This window comes from Leisingera aquaemixtae, assembly GCF_019801145.1.
Lineage (GTDB): Bacteria > Pseudomonadota > Alphaproteobacteria > Rhodobacterales > Rhodobacteraceae > Leisingera > Leisingera aquaemixtae_A.
This window is the reverse complement of sequence record NZ_JAHVJQ010000001.1, coordinates 97,231-115,283: the sequence shown is the minus strand read 5'-3', so window position 1 is coordinate 115,283 and position 18,053 is coordinate 97,231. Positions and strand designations below refer to the sequence as shown.

Sequence of the window (18,053 nt, the reverse complement as noted above, 5' to 3'; positions counted from 1 at the left end):
ATCAAATCACATTCATTTTAGTGAATTTGTAAGGCGGCGCTCAGAGCAGCGCCATCAGCCGGGCCTTCTCGCCCGCATCCGAGGGGCTGGAAATCACCTGGGCCAGATCCTGCAACGAGGCGATGGAGTGGCCGGCGCGGAAGCTGTCGGTATAGGGCAGCATGGCGCGGATGCCCTGCGCCTTGGGGGCAAAGCCGTCCCAGCGCAGCAAGGGGTTCAGCCAGATCAGGCGGCGGGAGGAGAGCTGCAGGCGCTGCATCTCGCGCGCAAGGCCCGCCGGGTCGCCGCGGTCCAGCCCGTCGGTGATCAAGAGCACCACCGCGCCCTGCCCCATCACCCGCCGCGACCAGTCGCGGTTGAAGGCGTGCAGGCAGTCGCCGATCCGCGTGCCGCCCTCCCAGTCCTGCGCCTCTGCCCCCGCTGCGGCCAGCGCGGCGTCCACATCGCGCTGCGCCAGGTGGCGGGTGATGTTGGTCAGGCGGGTGCCGAAGGTGAAGCCGTGCACCCGCGCCCAGCCCTGCCCCTTGGCATTGGCGGCTGCGTGCAGGAAATGCAGGATGATGCGGCTGTACTGGCTCATCGAGCCGGAAATGTCGCAGAGCACCACCAGGTTGGGCCAGCGGATGCGGCGCCTGGCGCGGGCGATCTGCTGCAGGTCGCCGCCCTGCCGCGCGGCATTGCGTAAGGTTTTGCGCCAGTCCGCCCGCTGCCCGCGTTTTGCGGCCATCAGGCGGCGGGACTGGATCGGCGTCACCGGCAGTTTCAGCTGAGACAGGATGCGCTTGGCGGCGGCAACCTCCGCCGTGCTCATCTGCTCGAAATCGAGGGTTTTCAGGCGTTCCTCTGCCGAGGCGGTGCGGGAGGCGTCGATGTCTATTTCGGTGCCGTCCGGCTCCTCCCCGGGGATGTCCGGCTGTGCCAGCATGCCGTCCAGCAGCGCCTCTGCCGCGCGTTTTTCGGCGGGCTTGGCGGGCCGCTCCTCCTGCACGCCGCGGATAGCGGGCAGCATCGCGGCCATCATGTGCTCAAGGTACCTGGGGTCGCGCCAGAACAGGCGGAACACCTGGGCGAACACGGTGCGCTGCTCCGGCTTGGTGACGAAACAGGCGTGCAAAGCCCAGTAGAAATCCTGACGGCTGGTGAAGCCTGCGGCAGCAACTGCCCGCACCGCATCCAGCACCCGGCCCGGGCCGACCGGCAGCCCGGCCTTGCGCAGGGCGCGGGCGAAGTGGGTGATGTTGCGGAGCAGCTTGGGATTGTCCGGCAGGGTGAGCGGCGGGTAGTCAGGCACTAGTGCTCATGGGGGCGCTGCCCCCATACCCCCGGAGTATTTTGGGAAAGATGAAGCATCAGGCCGCGTCCAGGCTGGCCTTGGCTTCATCAAGGATGCGCTTGGCCTCGGAGCCGTGCAGCCGGGCGATGTCGTCCTGGTATTTGAGGATCGCGCCCAAGGTGTCGGCGATCACCTCGGGGCTGAGGGCGATGACGTCGAGCGCCAGTAGGCAATTGGCCCAGTCGATGGTTTCGGCGACTCCCGGTTTCTTGAACAGATCCTCAGTGCGCAACGCCTGCACGAAGGCGACGATCTCGCGGCTGAGCTGTGTGCTGGCCTCCGGCGCGCGGGCGTTCAGGATTTCGACCTCGCGGGTGAAGTCCGGGTAGTCGACCCAGTGGTAGAGGCAGCGGCGCTTCAGCGCGTCGTGCACCTCCCGCGTGCGGTTGGAGGTGAGGATGACAATCGGCGGCTCCGGTGCCTGGATGGTGCCAAGTTCGGGGATCGTCACCTGGAAGTCGCTAAGCGCCTCCAGCAGAAAGGCCTCGAACGGTTCATCGGTGCGGTCCAGCTCGTCGATCAGCAGGACGGGGGCGCCGTGCTCGTCGGGGCGCATCGCCTGCAGCAGCGGCCGTTCGATCAGGTAATCTGCGGAAAACAGTTCGTTCTGCAACGCAGCGCGGTCGGCGCTGCCCGCGGCCTCTGCAGTGCGGATCGCCACCATCTGGGCGGCGAAGTTCCATTCATAGACCGCGCTGGCGGCATCCAGGCCCTCGTAGCATTGCAGCCGGATCAGGCGGCGGCCGAGGCCCGCGGCCAGCGCCTTGGCGATCTCGGTCTTGCCGGTGCCGGCCTCGCCCTCCAGGAACAGCGGGCGGCCGAGTTTCAGCGACAGGAACACCACGGTGGCCAGCGCCCGGCCGCAGACATAGCCCTGGGCTGAGAGCAGTTCCTGAACCTGTTCGATGGATTGTGCCTGCATCTGAAGCCTCCCCTTGCCCCGCCCAACAGGCCACGGGCGGGCGTATCGGTCAAGCGGCGGGTGCCTGCGACGCTGCGGCCCGGATGCGGCGCGGGAGGGTTTGTATCGCCGCCGCCTTCGGGTAAGACTGGCGGCAAAGCAAAGAAGGCCGAGGCATGAGCAAGACACCCTACAGGCTGCAGCGATTGGCAGCACTGCCCGGCGGGCAGGTGTAAAGATGCGGGTGCTGGCCATCCTTTGCGTGCGCAACGAGGGCGCCTTTCTGCTGGAATGGCTGGCCCATTACCGGGCGGCGGGGTTCACGGATTTCCTGGTGTTTTCCAACGATTGCCAGGACGGCACGGATATGATGCTGGACCGTCTGGAAACGATGGGGCAGCTGGCGCATGTGCGCAACGACGGCCCCTATGGCGGCGAGGGCATCCAGTTCACCGCGCTGAAGATGGCGGACAAGCACCCGCTGATGAAGGCCGCCGACTGGGTGCTGGCCGCGGATATCGACGAGTTTCCCTGCATCAAGACCGGCGATGGCACGGTGGCGGACCTGCTGGCGGCGCTGCCGCAGGCGGATGCCATCACCCTGACGTGGCGGCTGTTCGGCAATGGCGGCGTGGCGGCGTATGAGGACCGTCCGGTCACGGAGCAGTTCACCCGCTGCGCGCCGGAGGTGATCCACTGGCCCTGGCGGGCGGTGATGTTCAAGACGCTGTACCGCAATGACGGCACCTATGGGAAATGCGGCGTGCACCGGCCCCGCAGTGTGAAGGACAAGGCGCGGCTGGAGGGCTATCGCTGGTTCGACTGCGAGGGGCGCGAACTGGGCGGGGCCTTCAAGACCAAGCGGCTGTTTTCCGATTACGGCCAGCCAAACACGCGGCTGGCGCAGCTGAACCACTATCCGCTGGGTGCGATGGAAAGCTATGTGGTGAAGGCCGACCGCGGCAGGGTCAACCGGCAGGCGGGGCTGGGCATGGACTACTGGGTGGAGCGGAATTACGGCACCTGCGAGGACCGATCGATTGCCCGCTATGCCGCCCCGCGCGGCGCGCTGAAGGCAGAGCTGATAGCAGATGCTGAGCTGTCCCGGCTGCACCGGGAGGCGGTGGCCTGGCGCAAGGCGCGGTTCCGGGAGCTGATGCTGGCGGAGGAAAACCGGGCGCTGTTCACCCGGCTCATGATGACGCCGCCTGCGCGCCCGCTGGATGCGGCACAGGGCGCGCAGATGCGCCGTTTTGCACTGCTGGGACAGGCGGCTGAGGGCGGCAGGCAGGCGCGTTAGGAGCCGGCAATTGCCCGCCGGCGGCAGTCCGCGAGACAGTAAAGCGGCCTGAGTTTTTCCAATTTTAGCCTTATTTGTCTCCTAACCGTAAATTAACAAACGCGCCGCTAGGCGTATGGGGTACCAAAGGTGGCAGTCATGCAGGACGGACTCGAAAATCTGGATGAGGACCTCTCCGGTCTGAAACCGGCCCAGTGGAAAGCCCGTATGGCTGCGCTGGCGGAAGAGCATGGCATGTACCAGCCGCTGGGGGCCAAGCATTTCGCCACCTTCATCGACCAGGGCAATACCCTCCTGGTGACGTTTGAGACCATTCAGGGCATTCACAACCTGTCGGACCAGGCGCAGCCCCTAGGATTCGACCTGGTGAAGAACCTCGGCTGGTCGCATATGTGCGTGATCTCCGACGGCGACACCTGGTTCCGCGACGATCTGATCTACGGGTTTTTCGATCAGCTGATCGACGACGGTTTCTTTGACGAATTCGACAACGTGATCTTCTACGGCGCGGGCCCCTGCGGCTATGCGGCGGCGGCCTATTCGGTGGCTGCGCCCGGCGCCACCGTGGTCGCGGTGCAGCCGCAGGCGACACTGGACCCGCGGATGACCGAATGGGACGACCGCTTTGCCGAGATGCGCCGCCTGTCCTTCACCGACCGCTATGGCTATGCGCCGGACATGGTGGATGCAGCCGGCCAGGCCTATGTGATCTATGACCCGCAGGAGAAGCTGGACGCCATGCATGCGTCGCTGTTTGCCCGCAAGAACGTGACCCGGCTGCGGGTGCCCTATATGGGCGACGCGGTGCAGACCCGGCTGATCGAGATGGAGATGCTCTATCACATCCTGTCGCTGGCGGGCAGCGGCCGGCTGAGCAGCGCCGCCTTCAGCAAGCTGTTCCGCAGCCGCCGCAACAACTCCTTTTACCTGCGCAACCTGCTGGGCCGGCTGGAGCGGGAACAGCGCAGCTGCCTGGTTGCGCTGCTGTGCCGCAACGTGACCGAGCGGATGCGGGCGCCGCGGTTCCGCCGCCGCCTGCAGGAGTTGGAGCAGCGCGCCGAAAGCGGCGAGTTCCGGATTCCGCCCAAGCGCTGACCAGCTGCGGAACCGGCGCAATCCGCCGCTTTGTTTCGCCGCCGCCATGTGCTAACGCACGCGCATGACCCGAGAGCTGACCATCCCCCGCCCCGACGACTGGCACCTGCATCTGCGCGACGGCGCGATGCTGCAGGCCGTGCTGCCCGAAACCGCCCGCCATTTCGGCCGCGCCATCATCATGCCGAACCTGGTGCCGCCGGTGGTGACCGGGGACCAGGCCGCCGCCTACCGCGACCGGATTCTGGCAGCGCTGCCGGACGGCATGGCGTTTGAGCCCTTGATGACGCTTTACCTGACCGAGGACACCGATCCCGAAGACGTCGCCGCGGCCCATGCCTCCGGCTTGGTGAAAGCGGTGAAGCTGTACCCCGCAGGCGCAACCACCAATTCCGCCTCCGGCGTGCGCGATTTCGACAAGGTGCGTCCGGTGCTGGAGAAGATGGCCGAGATCGGCCTGCCGCTGTGCACCCACGGCGAGGTCACCGACCACGACATCGACATCTTCGACCGCGAGGCGGTGTTCATCGACCGGGTGCTGGACCCGATCCGCAAGGCAACCCCCGGCCTGCGGGTGGTGATGGAGCATATCACCACCAAAAACGCCGCGGAGTATGTAGCCAGCCAGGACAAGGACCTGGGCGCGACGATCACCACGCACCATCTGATCATCAACCGCAACCACATTCTGGTCGGCGGTATCAAGCCGCATTACTACTGCCTGCCGGTGGCCAAGCGCGAAGAGCACCGGCTGGCGCTGCGCGCCGCCGCGACCTCGGGCGATGTGCGCTATTTCCTCGGCACCGACTCGGCGCCGCACACCGACCCCAACAAGGAAAGCGCCTGCGGCTGCGCCGGCTGTTTCACCGCCACCAACACCATGTCCCTGCTGGCGCATGTGTTCGAGGAAGAAGGCGCGCTGGACAAGCTGGCGGGCTTTGCCTCGGAACATGGCCCGGCGTTCTATGGCCTGCCGGTGAACGCTGAGGCAATGACCCTGACCAAGGGCGACGCGCCGGTGGCGTTCCCGGAAAAGATCGAGACCGGCGACGGCCCGGTGACGGTGTTTGATCCGGGATTTGACGTCTACTGGAGTGCCGAATAGCAACACTTGTTAACCATCCGGTAAGAAAATCTGCCTTGTCCCTTGCTGGGAATCAGAGGCCCTTTGCAATCTTCGGGCCATTGATTTCCGCCAGCTGTTGCAGCTGGCTTTATACCAGTAAGGGGCAAGTACATGACGACATTTACATTCACTGGCGTGCGCGTTGACTTTGTGAACGGCAACGACGATTTGGTCGGGCCGGCCGACGCCGAAATTACGGTTCCGTCCGGATCCGCAACCTTTTCTTACTCAATCACAGGCGAAGAAGACCCTGGCGTTTCCCATATCGACATTTCGGACAATATCATCCAGGCGATAGTTGACGACATCAACCTGGACGACCCGAGCATCACCATTCTTGAGGAATCGACGCTGATCACCGAGATCGAGTGGTCGGGGGGCACCAGCGTTGTTCTGATCCTCAACCTTAAAACCGGACCGGACACCGATACCGAGTTCTACTTTGTTCTCGAGGGGCCCGCGCTTCCGCAGCCGGACACTCTTCAGGATTGGCTGGACTTTGCGGATTCCATCGACAGCTTTGATGTTCCGACCGGCGACTTCGGGCCAGGCGCCGATATTCCCTGGTCCACCATTCCGGGCGTCGAAATCACCCAGGAGGACGAGTTCTACGGCACCCCGGAGGATGACGTCTACAACGGCGGTGCAGGCGATGACTTCTTTGTAAGCTCCGACGGCGCTGACACCTACCGGGGCGGTACCGGGTTCGATCAGGTCGCCTACACCTGGGACGACAATGGCGTCACCGCAAACCTCAAGACCGGAACCGCGACCGATGGCTGGGGGAATACCGATACCTTGGTGAAAATCGAAATGCTCCGCGGCTCTGCTTATGCTGACAAGTTCATCGGCAACGGCGGCCGCAACATCTTCCGCGGTCTGGAAGGCGAGGATACGCTGAACGGCGGCGGCGGCCGGGACGAGGTGCGTTACGACCGCGACGACCGCTACGGCGGCTCTGAAGGGGTCACTGTCAAGCTGAACAAGGGGTTTGCTATCGACGGGTTCGGCGACCGTGACACCCTCCGCAATTTCGAGGATGTGCGCGGGTCGGAATTCGGCGACAACATCACTGGCAACGGCGGCCGCAATGAGCTGGAAGGCCTGAGCGGCAATGACACGCTGAACGGGCTGGGCGGCAACGACACGCTGCTTGGCGGCGCCGGCAACGATGTGCTGAACGGCGGCGCGGGCAACGACACGCTGAACGGCGGCGGCGGCCGCGACAAGCTGATCGGCGGCGCAGGCGACGATCTCCTGAGCGGCGGCGGCATGGCAGACCGCTTCATTTTCAAGGGCAGCTTCGGCAACGACACCATTACCGACTTCCAGACGGCCGGCACCAAGGAGAAGATCGTCCTGTCGCAGATCGCAGAGATCACCTCCTTTCAGGATCTGACGGACGAACACCTGTCCGAGAACGGCGACGGCGATGCCGTCATCAGCGACGGCAACGGCAACACGATCACCTTGGACGGGGTCGCGATGGCCGACCTGTCGGCAAACGACTTTTTGTTCTGATTAACGCCCTTCCTGCCGGGCCGCTGCTTTTGCGGCCCGGCGGGCTTTAAAACACCTTCCGGGGACTTCAAAACGGCTTCCTTCCGGGCTATGGACAGCAAAACCGCTGCCGCAAAGGATGCCCGCTGCCATGATCCCGACCTCCTATCCGTCCAAAGAAGAAATCGCCCGCCTGTCGGCCCGGATGCTGCTGGAAATCGGCGCGGTGAACTTCAACACGGATGAGCCCTACACGCTCGCGTCCGGCCTGCCCTCGCCCAGCTACATCGACTGCCGCAAGCTGATCTCCTTTCCGCGGATCCGCACCACGCTGATGGATTTCCTCACGGTGACCGTGATGCGCAACGCGGGTTTCGAGGCGTTTGACAATGTTGCGGGCGGCGAAACCGCCGGCATCCCCTTCGGCGCACTGGTGGCCGAGCGCATGGCCCTGCCGATGACTTATGTGCGCAAGAAGCCCAAGGGCTATGGCCGCAATGCCCGCATCGAAGGGGTGATGACCGAGGATCAGCGCGTGCTGCTGGTGGAAGATATGACCACCGACGGCGGCTCCAAACTGTCCTTTGTCGATGCGATCCGCGAAACCGGCGCCTCCTGCGGCCATACCGCGGTGATCTTCTATTACGACATTTTCCCCGAAACCACCAAGCGCCTGGGCGACCACGGCGTTGAGCTGCATTACCTGTGCACCTGGTGGGATGTTCTGGCCGAGGCCAAGGCGCAGAAGAGCTTCAGCGACGAGACGCTGGCCGAGGTGGAGAAATTCCTGAAGGACCCGCGCGCCTGGCAGGAAGCCCATAAGGCATAAGGCAGTTTCAGGGCGCGCAGCGGCGGGCAGACTGCCCGCCATTGCGCCGCCGGAAGCCGCACAGGCAGACAATCGCCTTACGCAAGGGAAAGCGTTACAGGACGGGCTGTGGACAAGCCCGTCCCGAATCGCTTCCCGCGAAGGTTGAAACATAGATCTTGAGGCCTTCCCAAGCGGCACCGCATCATGTAGTCTGAATAGGACAGGCTTGCTGGCCTATCATGGTAAACGGCCCACAAACCTTGCGCGGTTATCCACAGGGCATCCACAGAGATTCCCAGATAGGAGAAACCCGCGCGGCACCGTATAAGCGGGCCGAGTGACGAGAGCAGTGATGAACGAGATTACCCCTTTCGACGGCGACATGCCGCCCCCCGCCCCATTGCCTGAGCCCGGCCCGGCTGAGACCGCGATGCCGGACAATGAGCTGCCGCATTCGGTGGAGGCGGAACAGCAGCTGCTGGGCGCGATCCTGACCAACAACGAGGTCTACGACAAGATCGCGCTGATCATCGACTCGTCGCATTTCTACGACCCGGTCCATGCCCGCATCTACGAGGTTGCTGCGGCGCGGATCTCCAAGAACGCGCTGGCCTCGCCGGTGACGCTGAAGGCGTTCCTGGAGGATCACGAAGGGCTGAAGGAACTGGGCGGGCCGGCCTATCTGGCCAAGCTCGCGGGCGCCTCGATCTCCGCCTTTGCGGTGCGGGACTATGCGCAGATGATTTACGACCTGGCGATCCGGCGCGAGCTGATCGCCCTGGGCCAATCGATTTCAGACAAGGCACGCCGCGTTGACGTGGCATCAGAACCTAAAGAGCAGATCGTTGAGGCAGAGCAGGCGCTTTACCAGCTGGCAGAGCAGGGCCAGACGGAAAGCGGCTTCAAATCTTTCCTGAAGGCCGTCACAGAAGCGGTCAATGTGACCAACGAGGCGTATCAGCGGGGTGGCGGCATGGCCGGCATCTCGACGGGCCTGATAGACCTCGACAAGCAACTAGGCGGCCTGCATCCCTCGGACCTTCTCATCCTCGCAGGCCGCCCCTCTATGGGTAAGACGTCGCTGGCGACCAACATCGCCTTCAACGTCGCCAAGGCATATAAACGCGGTGTGAAGCCGGACGGCAGCGAAGGCGCCATCGACGGCGGCGTGGTCGGCTTCTTCTCTCTCGAGATGAGCGCCGAGCAGCTGGCAGGCCGTATTCTGGCGGAAGCCTCGGAAATCTCTTCGCACAAGATCCGCCAGGGCGACATGACAGAGGGTGAATTCCGCCGCTTCGTGCAGGCGGCAAAGGACCTGGAAAGCTGCCCGCTGTTTATCGACGACACGCCGGCCATTCCGATCTCGCAGCTGGCGGCCCGCGCCCGCCGTCTGAAACGGACCCACGGTCTGGACCTCTTGGTTGTCGACTACCTGCAGCTCTGCCGCGGCATGTCGGACAACCGGGTGAACGAGATCGCCGAAATCTCCATGGGGATGAAGGCGGTTGCCAAGGAATTGAACATCCCGGTGATCGCGCTGTCGCAGCTGTCGCGCCAGGTGGAAAGCCGCGAGGACAAGCGCCCGCAGCTGTCGGACCTTCGGGAATCCGGCTCGATCGAACAGGACGCCGACGTGGTGATGTTCGTGTTCCGCGAGGAATACTACAAGGAGCGGGAAAAGCCCGGCGACCACGAGCTGGAAAAGATGGAAGAGTGGAAGCAGGCAATGGAGCGGCTGCACGCCAAGGCCGAGGTGATTGTCGGCAAGCAGCGCCACGGCCCCATCGGCACGGTGGAGCTGTCGTTCGAGGCGCAGTTCACCCGCTTCGGCAACCTCGCCAAGTCCTGGCAGCAGGACTACGAGGAACACTGATCCCGGCCCGCGCGGCCCGGATCGCGGAATTTCAGTGCCAAGGCCCGGCGGACCCTGCGTCCGCCAGGCACCGGCACCAGCCCGGTCCTGCCCCCCGCTGGACCGGGCTTATTTGTTTCCTGCAGGCAAGCCTCCGCCGCCATTCCGGTTTTTCCCCCTTGACCTGCGGCCTCCCCGTGTCATGAACACCGCATGAGCACGGCAAGATTGACAATCAACCTGGATGCGCTGGTCACCAACTGGCGGAATCTGGATGCGCTGACCACCTGCGAGACCGCAGCCGTGGTCAAGGCGAACGGCTATGGCCTGGATGCAGGCCGGGTGGGCAAGGCGCTGGCCAAGGCGGGCGCCCGCAACTTCTTTGTGGCGGCGGCAGAGGAAGGCGGCGCGCTGCGCCGTGCGCTGGGGCCGGGTCCCGGCATCTCGGTGTTTTCCGGCCACATGGAGGGCGACGCCAAGCTGCTGAAGGATTTCCAGCTGACGCCGATGCTGAATTCGCTGGACCAGATGCTGCGCCATTTCGAGGCGCTGCCGGGCCACCCGTTCGGGGTGCAGCTGGACAGCGGCATGAACCGGCTGGGGATGGAGCCGGGCGAATGGGCCGCGGTGGCGGAAATCGCCCTAAGCCAGAACCCGGTGCTGCTGATGTCGCACCTGGCCTGCGCCGACGAGCCGGAACACGCGATGAACGCGCAGCAGCTGCAGGTGTTCCGCGAAATGACCGACGGGCTGGAGATTCCCCGCTCGCTGGCCGCAACCGGCGGCATGCTGTTGGGCAAGGACTACCACTTCGACCTCTGCCGCCCCGGCGTCGGCCTTTATGGCGGGATGCCGTTCAAGGACGCGGTGCCGGTGGTGCAGCTGGACCTGCCGGTCATTCAGGTGCGCGATCTGGAGCCGGGCGAGACCGCCGGCTACGGCAACGCCTGGACCGCCCGGCGCCCCAGCCGTATCGCCACCGTTGCCGCCGGTTATGCCGACGGGCTGCACCGGGCGATGGGCGCGGGCGGCATCCAGGTCTATGCCGGCGAAACCCCCTGCCCGGTTGTGGGCCGGGTCTCGATGGACATGATCACCGTCGACGTCACCGATCTGGCAGAGGTGCCGGACATGCTGGCGATCCTCAACGAGCGTCAGACGGTCGACATGCTGGCCGATGCGGCAGGCACCATCGGCTATGAGATCCTGACCTCCTCCGGCCACCGGTCCGCACGGACCTATCTGGGATGAACCCGCTTGCCCTCCTGGCCCGGCTGGGCCGCACGGCGCTGGCGTCGCTGGCCGCGGTTGGCCGTGCGGCGCTGTTTGCGCTTTCCGCCTTCAGCCACATGGTCCGCCCGCCCTATTACCCGCGCGAGTTCCTGCAGGCGCTGTTGAACGTCGGCTGGCTGTCGCTGCCGGTTGTCGGCCTCACCGCGATTTTCACCGGCGGGGCGCTGGCGCTGCAGATCTATGCCGGCGGCGCCCGCTTCAACGCCGAGGCGGTGGTGCCGCAGATCGTTGCCATCGGCATGGTGCGCGAGCTCGGCCCGGTGCTGGTCGGCCTGATGATCGCCGCGCGGGTGACCTCGTCCATCGCGGCAGAGATCGCCACCATGAAGGTGACCGAGCAGATCGACGCGCTGGTGACCCTGTCCACCCACCCGATGAAATATCTGGTGGCGCCGCGGGTGCTGGCGGCCCTCATTACGGTGCCGGTTCTGGTCGGCACCGGCGACATCATCGGCATCATGGGCGGCTACACGGTGGCGGTGCAGAACCTTGGCTTCAACGCCGCCGCCTACCTCAAGAACACGGTCGATTTCCTGGAGCCGCTCGACATCATCTCCTCGCTGGTCAAGGGCGCGGCCTTTGGCACCATCGCGGCGATGATGGGCTGCTATTACGGCATGCAGTCGGGCCGCGGCGCCCAGGGCGTGGGCCGCGCCACCAAGGGCTCAGTGGAATCCGCCGCGGTGCTGATCCTGGCCGCCAACTTTGTCCTGACGGGGGTGTTCTTCTCGCTATGATCCGAATGGAAAACGTCCACAAGGCCTTTGGCGACAACCACGTTCTGAACGGCATGAACCTGGAGATCGCCAAGGGCACCTCGATGGTGATCATCGGCGGCTCCGGCACCGGCAAGTCGGTGGCGCTGAAGAGCATCCTGGGCCTGATCCAGCCGGATTCGGGCGAGATCTATGTCGACGGTAAGCCCTCTGGCTCCGGCGACCGCGACAAGTTCCTGGCGCGCTTCGGGATGCTGTTCCAGGGCGGCGCGCTGTTTGACTCGCTGCCGGTCTGGCAGAACGTGGCCTTCCGCCTCTTGCGCGGCGCGCTGAAGCGCCCGGTGGAGGAAGCCCGCGGGATCGCCATCGAGAAGCTGCGCCGGGTGGGCCTGCGCGCCAATGTCGCCGACCTCTTCCCCTCGGAGCTGTCCGGCGGCATGCAAAAGCGCGTCGGCCTCGCCCGCGCGATTGCGGCGGAGCCGGAAATCATCTTCTTCGACGAGCCGACCACCGGTCTCGACCCGATCATGTCCGGCGTCATCAACGACCTGATCCGCGAGATTGTGGTGGAGATGGGCGCCACCGCGATGACCATCACCCACGACATGACCTCAGTCCGGGCGATTGCCGACAATGTGGCGATGCTGCACGGCGGGGTGATCCAATGGACCGGCCCGGTGGCAGAGATGGACCACTCTGGCGATCCCTATGTGGAGCAGTTCATCCACGGCCGCGCGGAGGGGCCGATCGAGGCGGTGAGGTAGTAATCAAAGGAGCAGTAATAATGGATCCAATAAGTAGGATCATTGAGGCGATCCGTAGGATTAAGGAAATAAACCGCGGAGGTTTGGCCGTAACTCCAAATCACGATCACGCCGCTGAAATCGCAGGTGAATTGTTTGAGCTCTACGGAAGCATCGTTGAGTTTGCCAAGTTGTCTGGGTTAACAATCTCAGCTGTTGATCCGTCGCAGCATCAAAGCGTTGAAGGAGCGTGTGACAGTGTTCTTCGCCAGCTGGCACAATTGGAACTAACTTTCGCTATGAGGCGAGGTAGCACCAGCGCCAGATCCAACTACGAAACTAATCTGGTTGAATTGAGCAAGGAACAAGTTAGAGAAATTGAGACCCATATCAGTGAGGCACGTGAAAAAATCCGAGACTCCGATGCGTTTGAGGAGAAGCACAAACGTCGCCTTCTGAGACGTCTCGAGAAACTTCAAGCTGAAATTCACAAAAAGATCAGTGATCTAGACGTGATGCTTGCTGGCGTGACGGAAGTTACCGCTGTAGCTGGACAAAGTGCAAAGAACCTAAATCCAGTAGTCGACCTTTTCAACAAGATATTCCAGATTGCTGATAGTGGTAACGAAGAGCAGCTTAAATTGCCTGCTCCACCTAAGCAGATCGAAGATAAGCGAGAGATTGCGGAGGAATGACCCTCCGCCTCCTCACTCTCTCGCTCTTGATCCTCTACCCCGTCGCCTGGTTTGCGCCGTTGATGCGGGCGGGGCTGCTGCCCATTTTCGGCCTCAGCGAGATTTCGGTGATCACCGGGCTGCAAAGCCTTTGGGGCAGCGACGCGGTGCTGGCGCTGATCGTCACCTTCTTTGCGATCTTCGCCCCCTACCTCAAAACCATCGGCACCGCGCTGGTGCAGTGGGATCTGCTGGACGCGCGGGTGCAGAAAGTGCTGCATGTGCTGGGCAAGCTGGCGATGGCCGACATCTTCCTGATCGCGCTCTACATCACGCTGGCCAAAGGGATCGGCCTCGCCACCATCGAGACCGCCTGGGGGCTGTATCTGTTCACCGCCTGTATCCTCGCCTCCATCGTGCTGGGAATGCTGACAGAGCGCGCCGCCAAGGCGCAGCGGGACACCGGCTGACCCCTTGATCCGGGGCAAAACCGCGCCATTTCATAGAGTTCGACTCGTTTACCGCACGGAACCGGCATGCTGTGCCCTCCTGCAGGGCTCCCCCTCTGGCCGCCGGGCCCGGCAACTGTTTCGTATTGCTGCTGGAGGGGGCGCTATGTCCGGCATTCAACCCATCCTGTTCACCGCGCAGACCGTGCTGATGCGGCTGTCCTTCCTGCTGATCTGCCTCGCCGCCGCAGCGGCGCTGGCGGCAACCGCGCTGGCGGCGCTGGGGGTATGGCCCTGGCTGTCGCTGCAGGCCGGGCTGGACGGCGGCGTTCACCCGCAGGCCGGCATGATTGCGCAGATCGCGCTCACGGTTCTGGCAGTGATGCTGGTGTTCTTCCTGCCCGCAAACGGGCGCATCCTGGCGCTGGAGACCTCGCACCGGCGGTTTGCGCTCAGCATGGAGGACGTGCAGCAGGCCTATCAGCTGGCCCATGCCGGCGACCGTGCGGGCGTGTTCACCCTGGCCTCCGAATTTGACGCGGTGAAGGAGCGGCTGGCGTTTCTGCGCAGCCACCCGGACCTGTCCGGACTGGAGCCGGATGTGCTGGAGGTGGCGGCGCAGATGAGCCAGGTGAGCCGCGAGCTGGCGGAGACCTATTCCGATGCCAAGGTGGCCCGCGCCCGCCAGTTCCTGAAACAGCGGCAGGAGGAGCTGGAGACCTTCAAGGCGCGGCTGGAGGATGCCCAGATCATCATGCATGAGCTGCGCCAGTGGACCCGCGACGTGGAGATCGAGGAAAGCATCGCCAAGTCGCATCTGGCCCGTTTGCGCGGCGAACTGTTCGAACTGCTGCCGGAACTGTCGGCCCAGTTGCAGGGCCAGCCGGACGGGTCGGACCCCGAAGGCGGCAGCGTGGTGCCGATCCAGCCGCCGCGCCGCGCCGACTGAATCTCTGCCACCGCAACTTTCGGGGGGCTCTGCCCCCGGCCCGGACGGGCCTCCCCGGGGATACTTTGAGCCAGATGAAAAAGGGGTCCTCTCTTCATCTGGCCGCAAATACCCCGGAGCGCGAGGCAGAGCCTCGCATCCTGCGGCGCCGCACGCGCAGCCCCTTGAACAAAAGGGAAACATCTGCCACTGATCAGTGCCATGGCAAAATCATCTTTCTCCTGCTCCGCCTGCGGGGCCAGCTTTTCGAAATGGTCGGGCCGCTGCGAGGGCTGCGGCGAGTGGAACACCATCACCGAGGATCAGGGGCTGTCCTCCGGCCCCTCCAAGAAGTCGCTGGGCGTCAAGCGCGGCCGCACCATCCAGCTGACCGATCTGTCGGCGCGGGAAACCCCGCCGCCGCGCGCCTGTTGCGGCGTCGGCGAGCTGGACCGGGTGCTGGGCGGCGGGCTGGTCGCCGCCTCGGCGATCCTGGTGGGCGGCGATCCCGGCATCGGCAAATCCACCCTGCTGCTGCAGGCGGCGGCGCGGTTTGCCCAGGCCGGCGTCAAGACCGTCTATGTGAGCGGCGAGGAGGCGTCGGCCCAGGTGCGGATGCGGGCGCAGCGGCTGGGCCTGGCGGATGCGCCGGTGCAGCTGGCCGCGGAAACCAACCTGCGCGACATCCTGACTACGCTGGAGGCGGAGAAGCCGCAGCTGGCGATCATCGACTCGATCCAGACCATGTGGGCGGATCATGTGGACAGCGCTCCCGGTTCCGTCAGCCAGGTGCGGGCGGCGGCGCATGAGCTGACCACATTCGCCAAGCGGCACGGGATTTCGGTGATCATGGTCGGCCATGTCACCAAGGAGGGCCAGATCGCAGGCCCGCGGGTGGTCGAGCATATGGTCGACACCGTGCTTTATTTCGAGGGCGAGCGCGGCCATCAGTTCCGCATCCTGCGCGCGGTCAAGAACCGCTTTGGCCCGGCGGATGAGATCGGCGTGTTTGAGATGACCGGCAGCGGCCTCAGCGAGGTGATCAACCCCTCTGCCCTGTTCCTGTCGGAACGCGGCGAGCCCTCGCCCGGCTCGGTGGTGTTTGCCGGCATCGAAGGCACAAGGCCCGTGCTGGTCGAGATGCAGGCGCTGATTGCGCCCTCGCCCCATTCGCAGCCGCGCCGCGCCGTCGTCGGCTGGGACAGCTCGCGGCTGGCGATGATCCTGGCGGTTCTGGAGGCGCGCTGCGGCATCCCCTTTGCCGGGCTGGACGTCTATCTGAACGTGGCCGGCGGCATGAAGATTTCCGAGCCGGCCGCCGACCTTGCCGTGGCCGCAGCGCTGCTGAGTGCGCGGGAGGACGTCGCGCTGCCCGCCGATACGGTGGTTTTCGGAGAAATTTCGCTATCCGGTGCGCTCCGCCCGGCGCCGCAGACCGAAAACAGGTTGAAAGAGGCGCAAAAACTTGGTTTCACGGCGGCGATTGCCCCTGGCGGCAGCAAAACCGTGTCCGTGAACGGCCTGAATTTGCGAAAATCGGGCGATCTGGCAGGTTTTGTTGGCGAATTCTTCGGGGCCGGTTAAAGTCGCAAAAAATTTGAGATCGCAGGCAAACGGGCGAGGGACATGGAAGGTTTCACAATCATCGACGGGGTCGTTGCCCTGGTCATTGTCGTATCGGCGCTGCTGGCCTATTCGCGCGGTTTCGTGCGCGAGGCGATGGCAATTGCCGGCTGGATCGCCGCCGGCGTCCTGGCCTTCATCTTTGCCCCTCAGGTGGAGCCGCTGATGGCGGAGATCCCGGTGGTGGGCGAATTCATCGCCGACAGCTGCGAATTGTCGATCATCGCCGCCTTTGCGGCAGTGTTCGCCCTGGCGCTGATCGTGGTCTCCTTCTTCACGCCGCTGTTTTCCACCCTGGTGCAGCGCTCGGCGCTTGGCGGGCTGGACCAGGGCGCGGGCTTCTTCTTTGGCGTGCTGCGCGGCATCCTTTTGGTCGCCATCGCCTTCTTCCTGTATGATGTGGTGATGACCGGGCAGAGCTTCACAATTGTTGACGAAAGCCGCTCAGCCGTGGTGTTCGAACGCATGACCGGCAAGATCGAGGAGCGCAATCCGGAACAGGCCCTGGGCTGGGTTACCGAGCAGTATGAATCGCTGATCGGCGCCTGCGGCCAGTAATTCCAAGGGATTACCACCATAGGATTGTAACGCGGGCGCCCCATGGGCGCCCGTTTTGCTTTGATTTCAATGTGTTCACAAGGTTATCCACAGGACGCCTGTAAAGCAGTTAACACGGCAACTTCACATTAACACCTTGTTAACCAAAAGGAATCGGCCTCTGAGGGGCTTTCCCGGGCGTCTCAATAATTGCGTCAAGTCTTAACAAATCCTCACCCCGGCCGGCCGAAAGGTTAACAATCCCGCTGAAAAACCAGCTTTTGTCCCCAAAAAATCGCGCCATCCCGAAATGGGACGCAAGCCTGCCCCAATTTGGTCCCAATTCGGGGGCCACATGGCTTCAACGGCAAAACGCCAGGCCAAAGACGCTCAGAAGGGACACCAAGATGCAGCTGGATCACACCACAGATTTCGCCGACTACCTGCCGGTTGATGTGCTGCTGCTGGCCAATCCGATGCCGCGCACCCCTGCCCCTGCACCCAAGCGCGCCCGCATCCGCAGCGGCGGCTTCCTGCCCGATACGCTGGTGGAAACCGAAGAAGGCTTCAAGCAGGCCCGCGACGTGAAACCCGGCGACATGGTGTTCACCTTCGACGGCGGCGCCCAGGAAGTGAAAGCGGTGAAGCACGCGGTGCCGCGCCTGACCACCCTGATGCACATCCCGGCCGGCGCGCTTGGCAACGACACCGACCTGATGCTGCCGTCGGACCAGAAGGTGGCGCTGGAGATGGACACCGCGGAACGCCTGTTCGGCCTGCCGGTTGTGGTCGCGAAACTGATCGCGCTGAGCGGCTACAAGGGCATCAGGGCCGCGGCGCCGGAACGCCTGGGCCGCATTCATTTCGAGTTCGAAGAGGAAGAGCTGGTCTGGGCCGAAAGCGGCATGCTGCTGCCCGCCGGTGACACCGCCGAGGACTCTGCCTTCCACCAGCTGTCGCTGACCGAGACCCGCCAGGTTCTGGCCAGCGACGAAGGCCGCGCGCTGTCGCAGACCGGCATGGGCGAAGTTGACGCCCGCCTGCCCGGTCCGCTGGACAACCTGCTGGACCGTATCCTGGCGGCCTGATCCCAGAGCCAGCCTGCAAGACATTCCCTCCCCCCTCGGGCCCGCCTTCGTGCGGGCCTTTCCTTTGGTGCAGCTGCCGGAGGC

General features: G+C 64.2%; 17 protein-coding genes. 15 read left to right on the top strand and 2 right to left on the bottom strand.

Annotation, left to right across the window (positions count from 1 at the left end; all coding sequences use genetic code 11):
• Positions 1–40: 40 nt before the first annotated feature.
• Both KUW17_RS00550 and KUW17_RS00545 read right to left on the bottom strand, forming a co-directional pair.
• Entirely contained in the window at positions 41–1,291 is a 1,251-nt protein-coding gene (locus tag KUW17_RS00550; protein WP_222475141.1) for a vWA domain-containing protein, read from the bottom strand.
• Between the two features lie 58 nt (positions 1,292–1,349).
• Complete coding sequence (locus KUW17_RS00545) at positions 1,350–2,255, bottom strand: AAA family ATPase (RefSeq protein WP_222475140.1); 906 nt, start codon at positions 2,253–2,255, stop codon at positions 1,350–1,352.
• Between the two features lie 217 nt (positions 2,256–2,472).
• On the opposite strand from KUW17_RS00545, the gene KUW17_RS00540 reads away from it, so the two are divergent.
• The 15 genes from KUW17_RS00540 (at position 2,473) to KUW17_RS00470 (ending at position 17,969) form a co-directional block, all read left to right on the top strand.
• Positions 2,473–3,534 carry a glycosyltransferase family 2 protein gene (locus KUW17_RS00540; RefSeq protein WP_222475139.1) on the top strand — a complete coding sequence of 354 codons (1,062 nt, stop codon included), beginning with the start codon at positions 2,473–2,475 and terminating at the stop codon, positions 3,532–3,534.
• A gap of 138 nt (positions 3,535–3,672) precedes the next feature.
• Positions 3,673–4,629 (top strand): phosphoadenosine phosphosulfate reductase, encoded by a 957-nt coding sequence (locus tag KUW17_RS00535; RefSeq protein ID WP_222475138.1) that lies wholly within the window; start codon positions 3,673–3,675, stop codon positions 4,627–4,629.
• A gap of 64 nt (positions 4,630–4,693) precedes the next feature.
• Positions 4,694–5,734: a dihydroorotase gene (gene pyrC / locus KUW17_RS00530; protein ID WP_222475136.1), complete on the top strand. Its 1,041-nt coding sequence runs from the start codon at positions 4,694–4,696 to the stop codon at positions 5,732–5,734.
• Positions 5,735–5,866: 132 nt separating this feature from the next.
• A complete protein-coding gene (locus KUW17_RS00525; protein ID WP_222475135.1) occupies positions 5,867–7,276 on the top strand; it encodes a calcium-binding protein in 1,410 nt (469 codons plus the stop codon).
• Between the two features lie 130 nt (positions 7,277–7,406).
• Entirely contained in the window at positions 7,407–8,084 is a 678-nt protein-coding gene (locus tag KUW17_RS00520; protein ID WP_222475134.1) for an orotate phosphoribosyltransferase, read from the top strand.
• Positions 8,085–8,418: 334 nt separating this feature from the next.
• Entirely contained in the window at positions 8,419–9,939 is a 1,521-nt protein-coding gene (locus KUW17_RS00515) for a replicative DNA helicase (protein ID WP_222475133.1), read from the top strand.
• Positions 9,940–10,131: 192 nt separating this feature from the next.
• Complete coding sequence (alr, locus tag KUW17_RS00510) at positions 10,132–11,169, top strand: alanine racemase (protein ID WP_222475132.1); 1,038 nt, start codon at positions 10,132–10,134, stop codon at positions 11,167–11,169.
• A complete protein-coding gene (locus KUW17_RS00505) occupies positions 11,166–11,948 on the top strand; it encodes an MlaE family ABC transporter permease (protein WP_222475131.1) in 783 nt (260 codons plus the stop codon). Before alr ends, KUW17_RS00505 begins: the two co-directional genes overlap by 4 nt.
• On the top strand, positions 11,945–12,691 hold the full coding sequence (locus tag KUW17_RS00500; protein WP_222475130.1) for an ABC transporter ATP-binding protein: 747 nt from the start codon (positions 11,945–11,947) through the stop codon (positions 12,689–12,691). The genes KUW17_RS00505 and KUW17_RS00500 overlap by 4 nt, the downstream gene beginning before the upstream one ends.
• 20 nt (positions 12,692–12,711) lie before the next feature.
• Entirely contained in the window at positions 12,712–13,365 is a 654-nt protein-coding gene (locus KUW17_RS00495) for a hypothetical protein (RefSeq protein ID WP_222475127.1), read from the top strand.
• Positions 13,362–13,814, top strand: a complete 453-nt coding sequence (locus KUW17_RS00490) for a paraquat-inducible protein A (protein ID WP_222475125.1) — start codon at positions 13,362–13,364, stop codon at positions 13,812–13,814. The genes KUW17_RS00495 and KUW17_RS00490 overlap by 4 nt, the downstream gene beginning before the upstream one ends.
• Before the next feature lie 145 nt (positions 13,815–13,959).
• Complete coding sequence (locus tag KUW17_RS00485) at positions 13,960–14,742, top strand: DNA repair protein (protein WP_222475124.1); 783 nt, start codon at positions 13,960–13,962, stop codon at positions 14,740–14,742.
• 201 nt (positions 14,743–14,943) lie between these two features.
• Positions 14,944–16,305 carry a DNA repair protein RadA gene (gene radA / locus KUW17_RS00480; RefSeq protein ID WP_222475122.1) on the top strand — a complete coding sequence of 454 codons (1,362 nt, stop codon included), beginning with the start codon at positions 14,944–14,946 and terminating at the stop codon, positions 16,303–16,305.
• A gap of 42 nt (positions 16,306–16,347) precedes the next feature.
• Positions 16,348–16,902, top strand: coding sequence for a CvpA family protein (locus KUW17_RS00475; protein ID WP_222475120.1), 555 nt, complete (start codon positions 16,348–16,350; stop codon positions 16,900–16,902).
• A gap of 386 nt (positions 16,903–17,288) precedes the next feature.
• Positions 17,289–17,969: a Hint domain-containing protein gene (locus KUW17_RS00470; RefSeq protein WP_222475119.1), complete on the top strand. Its 681-nt coding sequence runs from the start codon at positions 17,289–17,291 to the stop codon at positions 17,967–17,969.
• Positions 17,970–18,053: the final 84 nt, after the last annotated feature.